The organism is Polymorphospora sp. A560 (assembly GCF_045781765.1).
Classification (GTDB): Bacteria; Actinomycetota; Actinomycetes; order Mycobacteriales; family Micromonosporaceae; genus Polymorphospora; species Polymorphospora lycopeni.
In genome coordinates, this window is sequence record NZ_CP122282.1 from 2579117 (window position 1) to 2594705 (window position 15589).

14 protein-coding genes and 3 pseudogenes are annotated in these 15589 nt (G+C 69.3%); 5 read left to right on the forward strand and 12 right to left on the reverse strand.

Going from position 1 to position 15589, the window contains the following annotated elements; translation table 11 throughout:
* The first annotated feature begins 40 nt into the window (after positions 1–40).
* A complete protein-coding gene (locus QCD66_RS11765) occupies positions 41–1252 on the forward strand; it encodes a helix-turn-helix domain-containing protein (protein WP_375736267.1) in 1212 nt (403 codons plus the stop codon).
* A gap of 345 nt (positions 1253–1597) precedes the next feature.
* On the opposite strand, the gene QCD66_RS11770 is transcribed toward QCD66_RS11765, so the two are convergent.
* A complete protein-coding gene (locus QCD66_RS11770) occupies positions 1598–1906 on the reverse strand; it encodes an ArsR/SmtB family transcription factor (RefSeq protein ID WP_375736266.1) in 309 nt (102 codons plus the stop codon).
* Between the two features lie 250 nt (positions 1907–2156).
* On the opposite strand from QCD66_RS11770, the gene QCD66_RS11775 reads away from it, so the two are divergent.
* Positions 2157–3200 (forward strand): ArsO family NAD(P)H-dependent flavin-containing monooxygenase, encoded by a 1044-nt coding sequence (locus QCD66_RS11775; RefSeq protein ID WP_375736265.1) that lies wholly within the window; start codon positions 2157–2159, stop codon positions 3198–3200.
* A gap of 40 nt (positions 3201–3240) precedes the next feature.
* On the opposite strand, the gene trxB is transcribed toward QCD66_RS11775, so the two are convergent.
* The 6 genes from trxB to QCD66_RS11805 form a co-directional block, all read right to left on the reverse strand.
* Positions 3241–4170 (reverse strand): thioredoxin-disulfide reductase, encoded by a 930-nt coding sequence (gene trxB / locus QCD66_RS11780; protein WP_375736264.1) that lies wholly within the window; start codon positions 4168–4170, stop codon positions 3241–3243.
* 71 nt (positions 4171–4241) lie between these two features.
* On the reverse strand, positions 4242–4649 hold the full coding sequence (locus QCD66_RS11785) for an arsenate reductase ArsC (RefSeq protein ID WP_375736263.1): 408 nt from the start codon (positions 4647–4649) through the stop codon (positions 4242–4244).
* A gap of 181 nt (positions 4650–4830) precedes the next feature.
* Positions 4831–5571, reverse strand: coding sequence for an aquaporin (locus tag QCD66_RS11790; protein ID WP_375736262.1), 741 nt, complete (start codon positions 5569–5571; stop codon positions 4831–4833).
* 54 nt (positions 5572–5625) lie between these two features.
* Complete coding sequence (locus QCD66_RS11795; RefSeq protein WP_375736261.1) at positions 5626–6282, reverse strand: arsenate reductase ArsC; 657 nt, start codon at positions 6280–6282, stop codon at positions 5626–5628.
* Positions 6279–6965: an ArsR family transcriptional regulator gene (locus QCD66_RS11800; protein ID WP_375736260.1), complete on the reverse strand. Its 687-nt coding sequence runs from the start codon at positions 6963–6965 to the stop codon at positions 6279–6281. Before QCD66_RS11800 ends, QCD66_RS11795 begins: the two co-directional genes overlap by 4 nt.
* An 88-nt stretch (positions 6966–7053) precedes the next feature.
* Positions 7054–7386 (reverse strand): ArsR/SmtB family transcription factor, encoded by a 333-nt coding sequence (locus QCD66_RS11805; protein WP_407567119.1) that lies wholly within the window; start codon positions 7384–7386, stop codon positions 7054–7056.
* Positions 7387–7448: 62 nt separating this feature from the next.
* Here QCD66_RS11805 and QCD66_RS11810 point away from each other — a divergent pair, with 62 nt between their 5' ends.
* Positions 7449–8576 carry a flavin-containing monooxygenase gene (locus QCD66_RS11810; protein ID WP_375736258.1) on the forward strand — a complete coding sequence of 376 codons (1128 nt, stop codon included), beginning with the start codon at positions 7449–7451 and terminating at the stop codon, positions 8574–8576.
* A 256-nt stretch (positions 8577–8832) separates the two neighbouring features.
* On the opposite strand, the gene QCD66_RS11815 is transcribed toward QCD66_RS11810, so the two are convergent.
* Entirely contained in the window at positions 8833–9294 is a 462-nt protein-coding gene (locus tag QCD66_RS11815) for a hypothetical protein (RefSeq protein WP_375736257.1), read from the reverse strand.
* Between the two features lie 519 nt (positions 9295–9813).
* Here QCD66_RS11815 and QCD66_RS11820 point away from each other — a divergent pair.
* Positions 9814–10902: pseudogene (locus QCD66_RS11820) on the forward strand (IS110 family transposase); the annotation flags it as partial.
* 108 nt (positions 10903–11010) lie between these two features.
* Here the strand turns inward: QCD66_RS11820 and QCD66_RS11825 are convergent.
* The 4 genes and pseudogenes from QCD66_RS11825 to QCD66_RS11840 all read right to left on the reverse strand — a co-directional run.
* Positions 11011–11239, reverse strand: a pseudogene (locus QCD66_RS11825) (DUF4158 domain-containing protein); the annotation flags it as partial.
* Positions 11226–11492 carry a recombinase family protein gene (locus tag QCD66_RS11830; protein ID WP_375736255.1) on the reverse strand — a complete coding sequence of 89 codons (267 nt, stop codon included), beginning with the start codon at positions 11490–11492 and terminating at the stop codon, positions 11226–11228. The gene QCD66_RS11830 and the pseudogene QCD66_RS11825, both read right to left, overlap by 14 nt.
* Before the next feature lie 403 nt (positions 11493–11895).
* Positions 11896–12849: a TerC family protein gene (locus QCD66_RS11835; RefSeq protein WP_375736254.1), complete on the reverse strand. Its 954-nt coding sequence runs from the start codon at positions 12847–12849 to the stop codon at positions 11896–11898.
* A gap of 132 nt (positions 12850–12981) precedes the next feature.
* A protein-coding gene (locus tag QCD66_RS11840; protein ID WP_407567242.1) for an IS5 family transposase occupies positions 12982–13829 on the reverse strand; the annotation gives its coding sequence in 2 pieces (ribosomal slippage) (positions 12982–13664 and positions 13664–13829; 849 coding nt in all).
* Between the two features lie 142 nt (positions 13830–13971).
* Between QCD66_RS11840 and QCD66_RS11845 the strand changes: the two are divergent.
* Positions 13972–15372 (forward strand): annotated as a pseudogene (locus tag QCD66_RS11845) (IS3 family transposase).
* The last annotated feature ends 217 nt before the right edge of the window (positions 15373–15589 follow it).

Here is a 15589-nt window from a genome sequence, read left to right on the forward strand (position 1 = left end):
TCAGTTCGTCGGGCAGGACCGGAACCTCCGGGGAGCAGGAATGAGATCACGTAGCATCGCCACCGAACCGATCGGTGAACGACTGCGGATGCTGCGGCTGCAACGCAACTGGTCCATCCGTCACGCCGCTTCACTCGCCGGCATCAGCCACGTCCAGTGGGGCCGCCTGGAACGCGGTGAGCGCAGCGCCGACAACCGGTTCATGCTCGCCGCCCTGGCCAAAGCACTCAACGTGCCACTGGCCGAGCTCACCGGCACCGGCGCCGTCGGTCTCGAACACGGAGGAACCGAGGCCAAGACGGCCATCTACCACACGATGCAGGCCGTCATCGAGGCCGACCTCGAGGACGCTCCCGCCGTCGCGGCCACACCGATCGAGCGACTGGTCGAGCGGCTCGACCTCGTCGTCGACCTTCGCCTCAAGTGCGACTACATCGGCGCCGCCAAACTCATACCCTCCCTGCTGCAGGACCTGCATGCCGCCGCCTTCGGCGACGAACGCGAACGCGCCCTAGAGGCACTGGTGCTGGCCCAGGACACCGCGTCGTTCGTGGTCAGGTACCTCGGTGACCCGACCTCCTCGGTCATGATCGCCGACCGCGGACGACAGGCCGCCTCGTACCTCCAGGATCCGGTCATGCTCGGCATGGCCGCCTGGTCCCAGGCACACGCGGCGAGTGGCTGCGGTCTGTACGCCCGCGCACTACGTATAGCCGAACGCGCCGTCACAGAGCTGGAACCCCACACCGGCAACCCGCACGGCAAGGAGATGCTCGGCCAGCTCTACATGGTGACGGGATTCGCCAAATGGGCGCTCGGAGACACCGCCACCGCGGAGGCCGCGATCGCGGAAGCGGCAAAGCTGGCACAACTGACCGGACAGTCGCCCGCACTCGGCCTGAACTTCGGCCCGACAGCCATCGACGTCTGGCGCGTCAGCATCAACGCCGACGCGGGTGACCCACGAGTAGCGGTCAGAATCGCCCAGGACGCCGACCCCGCCGGACTCGCCGCGGTGTCCCGCTCCCGCCAGGCGGCGTTCTACATCGACACCGCCCGCGCACTGAGCAGCATCAACAAAGACACCGAAGCGCTACGGATGCTGCTGCACGCCGAACGCCTCGCGCCACAACGCGTCCGACTCTCCCCCCTGGTCAGCGAGACCGTCCGACACCTGCTCGAGAAATCCCGCCGAGGAAGCGGATGGACCGAGCTACGCGCCCTGTGCGAACGCGTCGGAGTCCAGCCATGACCGGCACCGTCACGGTCGTCTACGCCAACCAGCAACCACCCGACACATGGGACGCGCTGGCTTGTCGTCGGTCCTGTGCGGCTTCGGCGTATCGGTGCTCGACACGGAGACGGCCACCGCCTGATGATCCTCCGGTTCCTCGGAGAGCACGAAGAACATGGCGGTGGCCGTGTGGCCACGGTTTTGGCCTACCTGGGCGTGCTTTTACCGCCCTACACCCCGGCGACCGTACCCGTAATCCCGATGAGTCGGTGGGCAAGCCCTTGTCGGCTTCGTCAAACCCCTGACCAAGGCGGGCGTCATTGCCGGTACCGCATGATCGGAGTCCGGCCTTCTAGGGTGTCGCTAGCGGGTCTTCTTTGTCGCTCGCTTGCGGGGCGGAGTCAATAGGTCGGCGATCGTCCCGATCGCGGAGGGTACTAGGCGGTAGTACGCCCAGACCCCGCGCTTGTCACGCTCGAGCAGGCCGGCCTCGGTGAGGATCCGAAGGTGATGGCTCACGGTCGGCTGGGAGAGTCCCAGCGGCGCGGTGAGGTCGCTGACGGACGCTTCGCCCTCCGGGGCGGACTGGATCAGACTGAGTAGTCGGAGCCGGGCCGGGTCGGCGAATGCCTTCAGCACTCCCGCGAGCCGCTCGGCGTCGGCACGCTTCATCGGCTCGCCGGCTAGCGGCGAGACGGCTGGCGTGGCAGTTTTTACGGTTTCCACGTCTTCTATCGTTCCACCAACGTCATCGTTAGGCCGGTGGAACCAGGACCGTTCACCGTCAGTTTGCGTATGGAAAGCGTCTTTACCCGTCCAGGCCCTGTGCACTGCCGGATGGGCGACTGCCGGCACCGGCCCAGCGTGGCGCGGATCTTGGGCGCTCGGCATGATGATCTGCGGACGGAGGGAGGTGCCGAACGTGCCCGGATCGTGTGACGTGGTGGTTGTCGGGGGCGGGCAGGGTGGCCTGGCGGCGGGCTACTACCTGCGCCGCGCCGGTCTGGACTACGTCATCCTCGACGCCCAGTCTGAGCCGGGTGGCGCGTGGCGGCATGGCTGGGACTCGTTGCGGTTGTTCTCGCCGGCGGAATACAGCCCGCTGCCGGGGTGGGGGATGCCTCGGCAGGAGGGTGAGGACTTCCCGACCGCCGGGCACGTCGTGGACTACCTGCGGGCCTACGAGCAGCGGTACGACCTGCGGGTGCGTCGGCCGGTCCGGGTACACGAGGTGTGGCGAACAGGAGAGCGCTTGGTGGTGGAGACCGATGCTGGGAGATGGCTGGCCCGGTACGTCATCTCCGCCACCGGTTCGTGGGAGTGCCCGTACGTGCCCGACATCCCGGGCCGTGGGGAATTCGCCGGCCGGCAGCTGCACACGGTGAACTACACCTCGCCGGCGGAGTTCCGGGGGCAGCGGGTCGTGGTCGTCGGCGGAGGGAACTCCGCGGCGCAGATCCTGGCCGACGTGTCCCGGGTCGCCGAGGCCACCTGGGTCGCCTTGCGCCCGGCGCGGTTCATGCCGGACGACGTCGACGGTCGGGTGCTGTTCGGTGTGGCCACTCGCAAGGCCGCCGGTGGTGCCGGTGGCGGTGTCAGCGACCTTGGGGACATCGTGATGGTGCCCAGCGTCCGTGACGCGCGGGATCGTGGGGTTCTGCACTCCCGTCCGATGTTCGTGCGGCTCACCGAACGTGGCGTGCGTTGGGCGGACGGCGCCGAGCAGCCCTGCGAGGCCGTCATCTGGTGTACAGGTTTCCAGGCCAACCTCATCCACCTCGCGTCGTTGCTGCCCGGATGGCGGCAGGGGGAGGTGGCCACAGAGGGCACGCGGTCGGTGGACGAGGCCTGCCTCTACCTGCTCGGCTACGGCGATTGGACGGGGCCGGCGTCAGCCACGCTGGTGGGCGCCGGCCGTACATCGAAAGCGACGGTCGCCGACATCGCCTCCCGCCTGCGCGGATAGCCGCAGGCCCGAGGTCCGGTCGGGCCTACGGGGGCGCCGGTTAGGACAGGGCGGCCAGGTACCGCTCGGCGTCGAGGGCGGCGGCGCAGCCGGTGCCGGCGGCGGTGATGGCCTGGCGGTAGGTGTGGTCAACGAGGTCGCCGGCGGCGAATACGCCGGGCAGGTTGGTGCGGGTACCGGGGGAGTCGACGGTGACGTAGCCGTCATCGTCGAGGGTGACCTGGCCGCGGAACAGTTCGCTGCGCGGGTCGTGGCCGATGGCGACGAAAACCCCGGTGACGTTCAGGATCTGCTCGGCTCCGGTGGGAACGCTGCGGATCCGGACGCCTGCCACAACACCGTCGCGGCCAAGGATTTCCTCGATGACGCTGTTCCACTCGACCTTGATCTTGTCGTTCGACAGTGCGCGGTCGGCCATGATGCGGCTGGCGCGGAAGCTGCCGCGGCGGTGGATGATGGTGACGCTGCGGGCGAAGCGGGTGAGGAAGGTGGCTTCCTCCATGGCGGAGTCACCGCCGCCGACGACGGCGATGTCCTGGCCGCGGAAGAAGAACCCGTCACAGGTGGCGCAGGAGGACACGCCGTGGCCGAGCAGTTCCTGCTCGCCGGGGACGCCGAGGGGCCGCCACGCGGAGCCGGTGGCGAGAATGACCGCCCGCGCCTGGTAGGCCTGCTCGCCGACCCACACGCTCTTGACCTCGCTGGCGAGGTCGACGCGGGTGACGTCGTCGGTGATGAACTGGGCACCGAACCGGTCGGCCTGCTTGCGGAGGTTGTCCATCAGCTCTGGGCCGGTGATGCCGTCGGGGAAGCCGGGGAAGTTCTCCACCTCGGTGGTCGTCATGAGCGCGCCGCCGGACTGGGCGCCCTCGGTCACGAGGGGCATGAGGTTGGCGCGGGCGGCATAGACAGCGGCGGTGTATCCGGCGGGTCCGGAGCCGATGATGATCAGGCGATGGGGGTCGGACACGAGGGGCTCCTACTCAGGGCGCAGCCGCCCGCCCGACAGGTGATCGGCGGGCGGGCAGTACTGTGGATGGGTCAGGCGGTGGGACGAAGTTCGGTGAGGAGCTTCTCCACGCGAGTGCGGATCTCGTCGCGGATCGGGCGTACGGCGTCGACGCCCTTGCCGGCGGGGTCTTCGAGTTTCCAGTCCTCGTAGCGCTTGCCTGGGAAGACGGGGCAGGTGTCGCCGCAGCCCATGGTGACGATGACATCGGAGGACTCCGCGGTGGCGTACTCGAGGAGCTTGGGGGTCTGGTCGGTGATGTCGATGCCGACCTCCCGCATGGCCTCGACGGCGGCCGGGTTGACGGTCTCGGCGGGGGCGGAGCCGGCGGAGCGGACCTCGACGGTGTCACCGGCGAGGTGGCGCAGCCAGCCGGCGGCCATCTGAGAGCGGCCGGCGTTGTGGATGCAGACGAACAGGACGCTGGGCTTGTCGCTCATGGGGTGCCTTTCATGCCGTACGAGTCGTGGGGCCGGTTGACCGGCGCATCGTCGGGTCGAGGGCCAGGTGGTGGTCCGGGTTGCTGTTGCGGTCGACGGTGCGGTAGCGGCCGGGGTCGTGCCGCCGGTCGACGAAGACGTCGGTCCGGCCGAGCCGTGCTGGGACTGCCCGGGAGCGCTGTTATGAACGGCGGCCGACGGCGTCCTCGTCGGTGGGGACGACAACCTGGTCCGCCGCGGCGCCCGCGCCGGGGTAGAGAGCGGCGAGCAGGCCGACACCGACGACGAGGCCGGCGATCTGCGCCAGAACGAAGCCGGGCACGGAGCTGGGGGCGATGCCGGCGAAGGTGTCGGTGAACGCGCGGCCGATGGTGACCGCCGGGTTGGCGAACGAGGTCGACGAGGTGAACCAGTACGCCGCGCCGATGTACGCGCCGACCGCGGCGGGGGCGACCAAGGCGCGGCCGGAGCGGGCGAGGGCGAAGATCAGCAGGATCAGCCCGGCCGTCGCGACGACCTCACCGAGCCACAGGTGGCCCGCAGCGCGGTCCTTGTGGGAGAAGCCGACCGCGGCGAGGTCGAACATCAGGTTCGCCAGCACTGACCCGACGATCGCACCGAGTACCTGGGCCGCGACGTAGCCGCCCAGGTCGCGGGCGGTCAGGCCGGTTCCGGCGCGGCGGCCGAGGAACCAGTCAGCGGCGGACACGACCGGATTGAAATGGGCCCCGGAAATTGGACCGAAGATCAGGATCAGTGCGCCGAGGGCGAAGGCGGTGGCGGTGGAGTTCTGCAAAAGCTGGAGGCCGACGTCGCCGGGCGAGAGGGTGGCGGCCATGATGCCGGAGCCGACCACGGCGGTGACCAGCAGGGCGGTGCCGACGAACTCGGCCAGCAGGCGCCGCCGAAGCGCGATGGTCATCAGTCTGTTCTCTCCCATGATCTAGGGTTCCCGGGCTCGCCGAGGTGGTGGTTATCAGTTGGTGGTGACGTTCAGTTCGCCGAGGAGTTGGCGGATCCGGCGCTCGATCTCGTCGCGGATCGGTCGTATGTCGGCCAGGTCCAGACTGGCGGGGTCGTCGACGTTCCAGTCCTCGTAGCGGGTGCCGGGGAAGATGGGGCAGGCGTCGCCGCAGCCCATGGTGATCACGACGTCGGCGGCACGGACCACCTCGTCGGTCCAGGGCTTGGGGAACTCCTCGGAGATGTCGATGCCGCGTTCGGCCATCGCCGCGATCGCGGCGGGGTTGATCTCGATGCCGGGTTCGCTGCCGCCGGACCAGGCGATCGCCTGGCCACCGGCCAGGTGGGTGAAGAAGCCCAAGGCCATCTGAGAGCGGCCGGCGTTGTGGGTGCACAGAAACAGCACGACCGGGCGGCCGTCGCGGTGATGACCCTCGACCCGGGCAAGGGCACGCAGCCGTTGGCGGGCGAAGCGCTCGGCGAGCAGCGGAAGGTAGTTCGGGATGGTGGCGGCGGTGGCGAACTGGTCGTAGCTGTTGCGCAGGAACTTCTCGATGGTTTCGGTGCCGTAGATGCCGTCGAACTCCTCAGCGAGTCGCGTCGCGGCGGTGTGCAGGGCGACCTGCTGGTCGAGGGTGATCTCCTGGTAGGGGTAGGCGGTGTCGGTCATCGGGGACCTCCGGGCAGGATGGCGGGGGCGAGCCGGTCGACGCGGTCGGCGAGGTCGGCGTACGCGGCTTCGAACGCCTCGTCGGTGTCCACCCGCACCGGGTCCGGGACCGACCAGTGCAGTCGGGGGCGGATCGGGCCGGTCAGTTCCTCGTGGGCGTTGTCGCACACGGCGATCACCAGGTCGTCGCGGCGGACGACATCGGTGACGTGGGCGGTGCCGGTCGGGTCGAGGTCGAGGTGGTGGCGGTGGGCCACGGCCACTGCCCGGGGGTGCACCCGGGTGGCGGGCTTCGTGCCGGCGGAGGCGACATCACCGTGAGCGCGCTGCTTCCACAACGCGGCGGCCAACTGCGAGCGGGCCGAGTTGTGGGTGCACACGAACACCACCCGACCGACGCCCGCCAGACGCGGGGTGGCGAGAGCGGTCAGCGCCTCGGGGCGTAGCCGCAGGTAGGTGCGGCGCCGATCGCCCTCGGAGCGGCCCCTGATGACAATGCCAGTACCGGTGAGGACCTTGACGTGGTGGGCGACAAGGTTCGTCGGCATGGCGAGGGTATGTGCGATCTCGCCGGGGGAGGCGTCGCCCAGGGTGAGCGCGTCCACGATCGCCAGGCGTGCCGTATCGCCGAGGGCGGCATGGATCCGGGCCCGGACAGTCAGCGACGAAGACTCAGCATTCATTGACTCAACTATCGCTGAGCAGTTCTGCGGAGTCAAGCCGGTCTCGCGGAGGCCTTCATCTCCCTGGCGCCGGCGTCGGCGCGGCTGATCAGCAGCAGGTCGCCAGGTAGGACTGCAGATCCGACAGGGCGGCGAGGGCACCGTCGCGGTCGGCCCGGTAGAACACCGTCTTGCCGTCCCGTCGTGAGGTGACGACTCCGCCGCGTCGCAGCAGGGTCAACTGCTGCGACGCCGTGGCCTGGCTGATGCCGATCCGTTCGGCCACCTCGCCCACGGACATCTCGGCGCCGTCGGCGAACAGCATCATGATCCGCTGCCGGGTGGGGCTGCCGAGGGCCTTGAGGAACTCCTGCGTCTGCGGAGCAAGGCCTGGGGTGGCGCCCTGTGGCCCGTTCGGCTGGCTGGCGGCGGTCTGGCTCATGGTCATACCCTTCCCTGCCCTCGTCATATTGTCATTCAACAAAATGACGATATGATCGAGGTGTGACTGAGTTAGATCCCGTGATCATCATTGGCGGCGGTCAGTCCGGCCTCGCCGCCGCCCGCGCCGCCCTGGACGCCGGCCTGCGACCCGTCGTCCTGCACGCGGGCGCCGAACCGGTCGGCTCGTGGCCGGACTACTACGACAGCCTCGCCCTGTTCTCGCCCGCCCACTACAGCACGCTGCCCGGCATGCCCTTCGACGGCGACCCGGATCGCTATCCGCACCGCGACGACGTGGTCGACTACCTCCGCCGCTACGCCGACGCCCTCGACGTGGACATCCGCAGCCGCACCCGCGTCGTCGCCGTGCGGGCCCGTGTGGGCGGCGGATACCTTGTGCACACCGAGAATGGCGACGAGATGCCCGCCGTCGGGGTCGTCGCCGCTACCGGCTCGTTCGGCAATCCGTACCTGCCCACCCTGAACGGGCAGGGTGAGTACGGTGGAGATTTGCGGCACGTCGCCGACTACCGTCGCCCCGACGCGTACGACGGCAAGCGGGTCGTGGTCGTGGGGGCCGGCAACTCCGCTGTTCAGGTCGCCTACGAACTCGCCGCGTCCGCCCGCGTGACCCTGGCGACCCGCGAGCCGATCCGGTTCCTGCCACAGCGCATTGGCGGTCGGGACCTCCATCACTGGCTCCGTCTCACTGGCAGCGACCGCCTTCCGCGCGCGATCATCACCCGCGTCGTCCGGAACGCCACCGTGCTCGACACCGGCCGCTACCGCGAAGCCATCGACTCAGGTGAGCTTCCCCGGCGGGACATGTTCACTGCCTTCACCCCCGACGGCGTCTCCTGGAGCGACGGCACCACCGAGGCGATCGACGCGATCATCTTCGCGACCGGCTACCGCCCACACGTCGACTACCTCGCGCCCCTCGACACCCTCGATCGCGGCAAGCCGCGGCAGGTGGGCGGCATCTCCACCACCCATCCCGGCCTGGTCTACCTGGGCCTGGAGTTCCAGCGGTCCTTCGCCTCGAACACCCTGCGCGGCGTCGGGCGCGACGCCGCGCACGCCATGACGGCGCTCGCCGCACACGCGACCGGCCGTCCTCGCCTCCGACGGCCGGGGCGCCAGCGGACGGCGGCTCAATCGCGGGCCGAAGCCCCAGGCCGACCCTGACGGCGAGGACCCGCCCACCGGCCAGCGGGCGGAAGTGGCGGTGAAGGTGCGGCTTACGGCTGCGCCGCAGAGGCGGGCTCGATCGCCAGCAGGGCGGCGAGCTGGCGCAGGATCTGCGGCCGGGCACCATCCGACTGCCGGGCCGACAAGAGGGATCGACCGCACCCGCATGGACGTGTTCGAGATCGTGTCGACCGCCCGGTGGGGCCTCGGACGAGAACGTGATCGAGAGCCCCGCCGCTAGGTAAGGCTTGGACTAGGAACCGTGCACGTCGCTCGTCGCCCGCACCATGGCCCTGGCCAGGTAGTCCCCCACGCGTACGGTTACGGCGGTTCGGGGCAGGAGGACGCGGGTTTGGAGGAGTGCGGTTGCTGCGACTGCCGCGGCGAGTGCGCCACGAAGATCGCCTGCTGCTGCCCTGAGGCGATCAACAAGTTCGATCAGCGACTCGGCAGCGGTGGCGATCGCCGGATGTTGATGATGCGCCTCCTGCTGCAGCGCCCGGTATACGGCGTGCGGGTCGCTGCGGAGATCGAGGTCGAGTACGGTCTGCAGCCACGCGTCGATTGGCGCAGGCTCGGCATCGGGGGCGTCGTGGCCCACGGTTAGCGCGGAGGCGGCGAGTGTCCGCGAGGCGGTGAAGGGGTCAATGCCGAGCACTCCACGGAACAGCACCCAGGTCAGCGCCGATAGATCGTTGCGGCCGGTTCGTTCCACAGGTTGAGTTCCCCCGTTTTCATGGAGCGGTGGTTACCTGCTGCCGGCTGGTGCAGGGGTGGTGATAGGTGGCTCGGCTGGGTTGTGTTGGTGGGTGTGCCAGGCGGTTTCGTACTCGTCGGGGCTGAGGTAGCCCAGTTCTTTCTGGATGCGGTGGGTGTTGTACCAGCCGTAATGGCAACGGAGGACGCCCGTACCAGCCGTTGGCCGTCGAGCCTGGGAATCGAGATCGGCGCCTCGTTGAGGACTGCGGCCGCTGTTGACCCCTGCAACAACCTTGAGGGCTGGACCCTGGATTCCGGGAGGGGCGCAGTGGCCGCGGTGGTCGGCGAGGATGATCTGCCCGGGGTTCGCCGGCGGGCTGAGCCTTGGATTGGTCGCAGGCCGGGAGCCTTGCGCGAGTATGGGCGCCGCCGGTGGCGAGGTGAACGGCTCGTGAGATGTCGTGCGGCAAGCACTGTCCATTAGGGCGTCGCGCCTCGCTGTGGATTGAGACGGAGAGGAGTCGCGGTGACAGCGGTGGCGTGTGGGATCGACTGGGCGCAGGATCATCACGATGTGGCGTTGGTCGACAACAACGGCGTTGTCGTGGCCTCAGCCAGGATCAGTAACGACGCGGCAGGGCTGAGCCAGGTCCTGGCCCTGCTCGCCGAGCATGATCCCGAAGGCGGCGGGCTGCCGGTAGCGATCGAGACGAGTCAGGGACTGCTGGTCGCGGGGCTGCGGTCCGCTGACCGGCAGGTGTTCGCGATCAACCCGTTGGCGGTGTCGCGCTATCGAGACCGCTACCGGTCGTCGCGGGGCAAGTCCGACGCGTTCGACGCGATGGTGTTGGCCAACATCCTGCGCACCGACATCGAGGCGCACCGGCCGTTGCCGCAGGACAGCGAGGTGCTGCAATCGCTGCGCGTGCTGACCCGGGCGCAGCAGGACGCGGCGTGGGACCAGGTCACGATCAGCAACCGGATCCGGACGGTTCTGCGTATGTTCTTCCCGGCCGCGCTGGACGCGTTCGAGCGCGGCGGGCGGCATAGGCTGGACTCGCCGGCAGCCCGGACCATCCTGACTGCCGCGCCGACACCTGCCGCCGCAGCAGCGCTGACCGCAGACGATCTGGCGTCGCTGCTGCGCACGGCCGGCCGGCAGCGTGGCATCACCGCTGAGGCGGATAAGCTGCACAGCCTGCTCGGCAGCGAGCAGATGCGCCAGCCCGCAGCCGTGGAGGAGGCGATGGGCCTGCAGTTGCAGGGCTTGGTCCGGCAGCTCGACGCGGTCTGCCAGACGCTGGGACAGCTGGAGCACCGCATCGACGAGGTGTTCACCGCGCACTCGGACGCGAAGATCGTGACGAGTGTGCCCGGCCTCGGAGTGCAGCTGGGCGCGCGCCTGCTGGCCGAGATCGGCGACGACCGGCGCCGTTTCGTAGACGCACGAGCACTGCGGGCCTTCGCTGGCGCCGCTCCGGTGACCCGCGCGTCAGGCAAGAGCAGTTTCGTGCACGCCCGCCGCGCGAAGAACGATCGGATCGCCGCTACCGGCTACGTGTGGGCGCTGGCCGCAGTACGGCACGACCCGCACTGGAACGCCCGCTACCGAGCCCGCCGACGTCGCCGCCTCCGCGAGGGTGCGGTACATCCGCTCGGCGGCCTGGTCGCGCACCTGCGACACGAGCCGGGCCAGGGTGCTCACCCCGGGCAGCAGCACCCGGTGCCGACGCAACCACGCTGTGGCCTGAGTGAACAGGGCGAGGGCCCCCCGCGTGGGTCCACGCCCGGCCGTCCATAAACTCCCGCAGAGGCTCCTGCGCCGCCGGGTCGGAGAAGTCCCGGTACCCGTACGCGTCGCGGATCTCCCACGCGTGCTCGTACGCCGTCTTCTCCCGCTCGGTGTACCGCTTGACCACCGAGCATCCGCGACGCCAAGGGCAACGTTCACCGCCGTCCACGACGCGTTCTGGGCCGCGGCCCGCGCTTCACACGGCGAAGCCGCCGGCACCCGGGCGCTCGGCGGTGAAGGTATATGCCATCTCGGCGAACAGGGCCAGCAGTAGGAAGGCGATGCGGCCCCATGCCGTCGTCGGCGGTGTTGATCGGGAGCGGGTCGGCCAGCGAGTGTACGCCGATGTGCTTCTCGGCGAGGTCGTGCACGAGGTTGAGCACCTTGCGCAGATTGCGGCCGAGCCGGTCGAGGGTGTGCACGACGATCGTGTTGCCAGCCCGGGCGTACTTCCGTCAGGCAGAGAGGCGCCGTTCGTGACGTCGTGACCAGCGGGCGACGGTGGCAACCCGCAGGGGATGCGGGCGCCGGACACGCGCCCGGAACAGGAATGGCCCCGCAGTCCCCTCGCGGGAAAGATCGATCAATGCCACATCGAGTATGGACGACATGGTCGCGCTTTGCCACACCAAGGCCGAGGCCGAGCAGGTCAAGGCAAGGCTGGCCGCTTGGCTGGCACCCCGGGGCTGTCGTTCAACGACGCCAAGACGCGCATCGTCAGCCTCGAAGACGGGCGCGCCCGGGCGTTCGGCCGCCCTGGCTGCCCGTGTGACTATGCTGCTCAGGTCAGGTCCTCGCCGAGGCCGTCGAGGCGGCGACGGGCGCTCAGCCGCCAGCGGAGTGGCGGGGCCCGCGACGGGCGGCGATCACGCTCCAGCCGATGGAGACCGACAGGGCCAGTACCACCACCGCCAGGGTCAGCCAGATCGGCAACTTCCCCACCGGCGTCTCGGCGAGCATCAGCTTCAGCCCGGCGAAGGCGAGCAGCACCGCCAGCCCGTAGCGCAGGTAGCCGAAGTGCCGCAGCAGCCCGGCCAGGCAGAAGTAGAGGCTGCGCAGGCCGAGCACGGCGAAGGCGGTCGCAGTCCAGACGAGGAAGGTGTTGGTGGTGATGGCCAGGATCGCCGCCACCGAGTCAATCGCGAAGATCATATCGGTGGCCTCGATCGCGACCAGCGCGACCAGCAGCAGGGTGGCCCGCCGCCGGCCGTGCAGGCGGACGATGAACCGGTCACCGTGAAAGCGCGGCTCGGTCGGCGCCAGCCGGCGGAACAGCCGGACCGCCACGTTGTGGTCGGGATCGACGTCCGGCTCGCCGCGCACCGCGAGCCGCCAACCGGTCCAGATCAGGAAGGCGCCGAGGACAAACCCGGCCCAGGCTAGCCGGTCGAGCAGCTCCGCCCCGGCGAAGATGAAGACCAGGCGGAACGCGAGCGCCCCGATTACCCCCCAGAAGAGCACCTTGTGCTGATAGCCGGCCGGCACCCGGAAGTAGTCGAACAGCAGCGCGAAGACGAAGACGTTGTCGACCGACAGCGCCTTCTCCAGCAGGTATCCCGAGTAGTACGCGACCGCCGGCTCGCTGCCACGCCAAAACCAGATCAGCACGCCGAAGGCGAGCCCCGCGATGATCCACACGCCGCTCCAGATCAGCGCCTCGCGTAGCTCGATGACGTGGTGGTCGCGGTGCAAGAGCATGTCGACCGCGAGCATGACGGCGATAACCGTGCCGACCGCCGCCCAGGCCCAGAGCGGCACCGCGAACGTCGCCTCGTCCACCCGGCGCCCTCCGCATCCATGACGAGACAGGCGGCTCTGCCCCCCGACGCCTGCCCTCCCGGAAGCACCAACAGGTGCCTCAACATAATGGCAGAATCCGCGAGATGCCTCAGTGCCCGTTGAAGAACCTGGTCAGCGTGGGTGGATGGCGGTGTGGAGTCGGCCGGTGTGGTGGTATCTGGCCAGGCGTCGGGTCATCACGATGATCATGGCCCATTGGACCATCGCGGCGTGGTGTGCGGGATGGCGTTCGTAGTCGCGGACGGTGCGGCGGCAGCGGGTGATCCAGGACAGTGTTCTCTCGACGACCCATCTGCGGTGTAGGACCTGGAAGCCGACCTGGTCGGCGAGCTTGCGCACGATCTGGACGGTCAGGCCGAGCGTGCCGGTGGCCCAGTCGACGAGTTGGCCGGCGTAGCCGGCGTCGGCCCAGACCCTGGCCACGCGGGTGAAACAGCCGTGTAGGGCCCACAGCAGGAGGCGGGCGGCGTGGCGGTCCTGCACGGCGCCGGTGGTGACCAGGATGACCAGGAGCAGGCCGGTGGTGTCCACGACGATGTGACGCTTGCGGCCGTTGACTCTTTTGCCGGCGTCGTAGCCGCGGCTGGTCCTGGCGACGGTGTCGGCGGCGCGGACGGACTGCGAGTCCATGATCGCCGCGGACGGGGTGGTGTTGCGGCCCTCGGCGGTGCGGATCTGTTCGCGGAGGCCGTCGTGCAGGCGGGTGAGGGTGCCGTCGCGGGTCCAGGTGCGGAAGTAGTGGTAGACGGTCGGCCAGGGTGGGAAGTCGACCGGTAGTGCGCGCCATACGCAGCTGTGTGGTTGAGGTAGCGGATGGCGTCGACGATGTCACGACGCGGGTAGGTGACCGGGCGGCCGCCGCGATTGCCGGTGCCGCCGGTGGGCAGGTACGCGGCGATCAGCTGCCACTCGGTGTCGGTGGTGTCCGACGGGTAGCGGCGGGGACGGGCCGTGGGCAGGTGCTCCGCAGCGGTGGCGGGGCCCTGTCTGTCAGGGTGAGTTGAGGCCGGCGGTTGATAGCAAGTCCGCTGGACAGGGCGAGTTCAGGATCGGGATTCGTTGACTACTGCTGTTGAGATGGTCGTGGCCCAGGATGGGGTCATGAGTCGTAAGAAGGGTCCGCGTTCGGACGGGCCGCGGCCACGTCGGTCGTTCACGCCGGGGCAGAAGCTGGGGTTGCTGGCCGGCTATGAGCAGGCCGTCGCGGCTGGTGAGGGCGGGGCGTTCCTGCGGCGGGAGGGCTTGTACTCGTCGTTGATGTCGGAGTGGCGGCGGGCCCGTGACGCCGGCCTGTTGCAGGGCAAACCGGCCGGGGAGACGGTCGGGCGGCCGTCGGCGGAGCAGGCCGAGATCGCCCGGCTGCGTCGGGAACTGGCGCAGGCGCAGGCGAAACTGGCGCGGACCGAGACGGCGTTGACGATCATGGGAAAAGCACGAGAGCTCTTGGAGGACATCTCCAGGAGCGAGCCGGACGGTCCGGACGTGTTCGGGCTCGGGAAACGCTGATGGCCGCCTACCGGGAGCTGACCAGCACCGGCACCACGACCCGGCAGGCGGCGGCGATGACCGGGATCGCCCGGTCCAGCGCGGACCGGGACCTGTGCCGGCTGACACCGTCGCGGCCGGTGCGACGGACGCCGGCGAACGCGCTCAGCCCGAGCGAGCGCGGGCAGGTGCTGCGGCTGTTGAACAGCCCGGAGTTCGTCGACGCCGCTCCGGCGCAGATCTACGCGGCCGTTGCTGGACCAGGGCGTGTACGTGGGCTCTATCGCCACCATGTACCGGCTCCTGCGCGAAAACGAGCAGGTCCGCGAGCGTCGCCGGCAGGCCCGGCATCCCGCCAGGCAGCGTCCCGAGCTGATCGCCGACCGGCCGGGACAGGTCTACACCTGGGACATCACGAAACTCGCCGGGCCGGTCAAAGGCGTCTACTACGACGCCTACGTGATGATCGACATCTACTCCCGGTACATCGTCGGCGTCCGCGTGCACGCCCGCGAGTCCGGTCCGCTCGCGGAGTCGATGATGCGCGAGGTGTTCGGCGTCTACGGTGTCCCGCACGTCGTGCACGCCGACCGGGGCACCTCGATGACCTCGAAATCGGTTGCTGACCTGCTCGAAGACCTTCAGGTGACCCGCTCGCACTCCCGGCCGAAAACCTCAAACGACAACCCGTACAGCGAGGCCTGGTTCAAGACGTTGAAGTACGCGCCGGCCTTCCCGGACCGGTTCGCGTCCCTCGCCCAGGCGCGGGCGTTCATGACCGACTTCGTGACCTGGTACAACCACGCCCACCGGCACTCCGGGATCGGCATGCACACCCCCGCCGACGTCCACCACGGCCGCCACCACACCGTCCGCGCCAACCGCGAGGACACCCTCGCCGCAGCCCGGACGGCGCACCCGGAACGGTTCGGCACCACCCGGCTACTCCCCAAGATCCTCGACCTGCCCAACCAGGTCTGGATCAACAAACCCGAACCGAAACGACAGGCCGCTTAACTCCCGCTGGCCTCAATCCCTTGACACGTTCCGGGGGGCGCGGCGACGGCCTGGCCGCAGACCAGGTAGAAACTCACTGTAGGGCCTTCGGGATGGCATGGCTTCGACAACCACAGCCGTACCCGGAGGCCCTACCACGTGTCCGCGCGACACACCGAGATCGACTCGGATTCCTGCGCCCTCAACCGAGCCCAGCCACGCCGACCTGGTTCTTCAA

Coding starts and splice junctions, on each gene's coding strand:
- QCD66_RS11785 (WP_375736263.1), bottom strand. CDS start 4,649: ATGAGCGACAAGCCCAGCGTCCTGTTCGTCTGCATCCACAACGCCGGC.
- QCD66_RS11795 (WP_375736261.1), bottom strand. CDS start 6,282: ATGACCGACACCGCCTACCCCTACCAGGAGATCACCCTCGACCAGCAG.
- QCD66_RS11790 (WP_375736262.1), bottom strand. CDS start 5,571: ATGACCATCGCGCTTCGGCGGCGCCTGCTGGCCGAGTTCGTCGGCACC.
- QCD66_RS11770 (WP_375736266.1), bottom strand. CDS start 1,906: ATGAAGCGTGCCGACGCCGAGCGGCTCGCGGGAGTGCTGAAGGCATTC.
- QCD66_RS11805 (WP_407567119.1), bottom strand. CDS start 7,386: ATGAGCCAGACCGCCGCCAGCCAGCCGAACGGGCCACAGGGCGCCACC.
- QCD66_RS11800 (WP_375736260.1), bottom strand. CDS start 6,965: ATGAATGCTGAGTCTTCGTCGCTGACTGTCCGGGCCCGGATCCATGCC.
- QCD66_RS11765 (WP_375736267.1), top strand. CDS start 41: ATGAGATCACGTAGCATCGCCACCGAACCGATCGGTGAACGACTGCGG.